The organism is Methylosinus sp. RM1, from assembly GCF_011378635.1.
GTDB classification, from domain to species: Bacteria; Pseudomonadota; Alphaproteobacteria; order Rhizobiales; family Beijerinckiaceae; genus Methylosinus; species Methylosinus sporium.
Map to the genome: position 1 here is coordinate 1 of NZ_WOVC01000090.1, position 2,513 is coordinate 2,513.

Annotated in this window: 3 protein-coding genes; 1 reads left to right on the forward strand and 2 read right to left on the reverse strand. The window is 67.9% G+C overall.

Annotation, left to right across the window (positions count from 1 at the left end; all coding sequences use genetic code 11):
* Positions 1 to 149: 149 nt before the first annotated feature.
* On the reverse strand, positions 150 to 539 hold the full coding sequence (locus FMZ75_RS20965) for a GNAT family N-acetyltransferase (protein WP_166146213.1): 390 nt from the start codon (positions 537 to 539) through the stop codon (positions 150 to 152).
* Positions 540 to 1,152: 613 nt separating this feature from the next.
* Here FMZ75_RS20965 and FMZ75_RS20970 point away from each other — a divergent pair.
* A complete protein-coding gene (locus FMZ75_RS20970; protein WP_166146216.1) occupies positions 1,153 to 1,320 on the forward strand; it encodes a hypothetical protein in 168 nt (55 codons plus the stop codon).
* A 427-nt stretch (positions 1,321 to 1,747) separates the two neighbouring features.
* Here the strand turns inward: FMZ75_RS20970 and FMZ75_RS20975 are convergent, their stop codons facing one another.
* On the reverse strand, positions 1,748 to 2,329 hold the full coding sequence (locus tag FMZ75_RS20975) for a hypothetical protein (protein ID WP_166146219.1): 582 nt from the start codon (positions 2,327 to 2,329) through the stop codon (positions 1,748 to 1,750).
* Positions 2,330 to 2,513: the final 184 nt, after the last annotated feature.

Sequence of the window (2,513 nt, forward strand, 5' to 3'; positions counted from 1 at the left end):
GAGAATCGCCGGTGGCCGCCGCAAGCCGCTCGCTCGCTACGGCGCTATGAAAAGCGCGCGTCGCAAGCGGCTTGCTCCCGAGCTGCTACACCACCGGTGGGGGCACGACCCTCCAATCGACGACGACGTTGAACGCCCGAGGCGGGGTTTCAGACCATGAGCATCGTTCGGCACCCGAGGCGGGTCGCCATTTCGATCCGGGCATCGTCCAGCAGCAACGAAATATGCCGATTGCGATGGGACGGGGCGACGACGAGACGGTTCAGGCTGCCGTAGGGACCGCGATGCTCGGCCATGAGGGCGGGCGGAAAGAGATGCCGATCGGGCGTGTCGGCGAGAGCGCGATGGATGCAGAGCCGCGCCGCAGCGACCAGGCCGCCGCCGTCCCTGACGAGGAAATGCATCGCGTGCCCGTCGTGGCCGTCGTCGAGCGTCGACAGGTCGGCCAGCCGGTCGCGCCAACAGAGGCGCCGCAATTCGTCGACGGCGTTCCAGTCCGGGCACGCCTTCGACCCGAGCGCGAGTTCGCCTGTGATCATGGTCGCGTCCCCGCGAACTTCGGCGATCGCGCGCAGATGGGGCGGGGGAGACCGGCGGCAAGGTCCCTCGGGGCGAGGAGTTCGTTGGCGTCGGAACCTTCCGGGCGCGAAAGCATTCCGTAGCGATCGCCGTCGCTGTCGTCTCCGCAGGCTGTGCCGGCGGATGCCGTCCTTCGAAGGAGGGGTTCCTCATGCGAAAGCTGATCGCTCTCACCTTTGTCGCGCTGACGATGGCCGGCGGTGTCGCCGTTGTGGTGGTGGTCGACACGCGCCCAGCCTTGGCTGGCTGCGGGAACAATAACTGCTGAACCGAAGGAGAAATCCGATGAAGAACCGCCTCGCGCTTCTCGCTCTCGTCTTCGCCCTGGCGGCTGGAGCCGTCGCCACGACGATCATCGCGCCGCAGCCCGCGTTCGCCGGTTGCGGCGGCAGCAACTGTCCATGAGGTCCGCCATGCGTAGACGTCTCGCACTTGCCCTCGTCGCACTGACGTTTGCCGGCGGCGTCGCCGTCGTGACGGACACAAGACCCGCCTCGGCATGCAACGGCAACAACTGCTGACGGGCGCAAGGTGTGAGACGAGTCGGCCGGCTCCGTGAAGGGAGTCCGCATCATGCCCAAATGCCTCGCCATCGCTCTCGTCGCCCTGACGCTCGCCGGCGGCCTTGCCGCCCTCTCGACGATCACGGCCACGCATGGTCCGCCTCCGTCGCATCAGGACGCCGGGCCGCCGCCCGCCAAGGATCCCGTTTCGGCGCGCCTTCTGCCGTTGGCGGACTGACGGCGTCCACTCGAAGGAGGGACTCTCATGCGAAAGCTGATCGTTCTAACCCTTGTCGCGCCGACGTTGGTTGGTGGCGTCGCGGTCGCGATGAACGCAACTCCTGCGTTCGCTTGCCAGGGCAATGGTTGCTGACGCGCTTGTCCCTCACACTTCCGCAGCCGCGACATCGGTCGTCGTCGCGGCGTCTAGGGCGGTGCGGCGGCGGCAACTGCTGACGCCGCCGCACTAGCGGATCGGATCCGGTTCCAAGGGCGGCTTCCCGGCGCGCCGGCGCCGCATCGGGCTCGGCGGCGCCTTGGGGCGGGTCGGATATTTGGCGACGGCCCGCGCCGAGTTTCGTCGTCAGCCTCACACATCGACGACCAATCCCTCGCGAAACTCCCCATTGTCGACCGCGCCGCCCCTCGTCCTCGGCCCATTGCCCTTAGGGTTGCAGACCACGTGGGTGGCGCCGACCCGATAGTCCGACGACGCATGGCAATGTCCGTGGACCCAGCAGGCCGGGCGCCCGCGCTCGATTGCTTCCGACAGGTCCGAGGCGAACGCCGCGCTCAGGACGCTTTCGGCGTATTTCGCATGGACGGAGCGCGGATGCGGGGCGTCCCGCGAAGGGCTCGGCGAGCGATGTCTCGATGTCGCCCTGGTGGCGGGCGATGGCGTCGCCCGGAGAGAAGACTCTGTCTCCCGACCGGATCAGCCGGTGGTCGTACATGCCATCGGCGGCGGCCTGCATGGCGCGCTTCGGGTCGCCGCCGATGGCGTAGTCGGTCCAAAGCATCGCGCTCACGAATCTTGCCCCGGCCACAACATCGACCTCGCGATCGAGCAGCCGCACGTTCGTGCCTTCGGCGGCGGCGCGCCCGTCCGCGATCGCGACGTCGATGTCGCCGCTGAAGAGCTCATGGTTGCCGGGCACGTAGACCACGGGCCGCCCAGAAAGGGCCGGCGCCGCCGCGAGGGTCTCGACGGCGACGCGCGGCGTCTCGGCGATGTCGCCGGCGAACACGGCGACGTCGAAAGGCGGCAGCTCGTCGGCAGCCGCCAATAGGGCCGGTTCTCGAGGTGCAGGTCCGAGAGGACTAGTGGCCCGAGTCATTGGAACTGCGGGTATAGGGATTTCAGCTTGAGGCGAGCGTCTCTGGTGGTGAATTGCCAGTCGGCCTCGACGTGATGTTTGTTGCGGTTTTGCT

What these genes read in the sequence shown, in the direction of transcription:
- FMZ75_RS20965 (WP_166146213.1), bottom strand. Translation starts at nt 539, where the DNA reads ATGATCACAGGCGAACTCGCGCTCGGGTCGAAGGCGTGCCCGGACTGG.
- FMZ75_RS20970 (WP_166146216.1), top strand. Translation starts at nt 1,153, where the DNA reads ATGCCCAAATGCCTCGCCATCGCTCTCGTCGCCCTGACGCTCGCCGGC.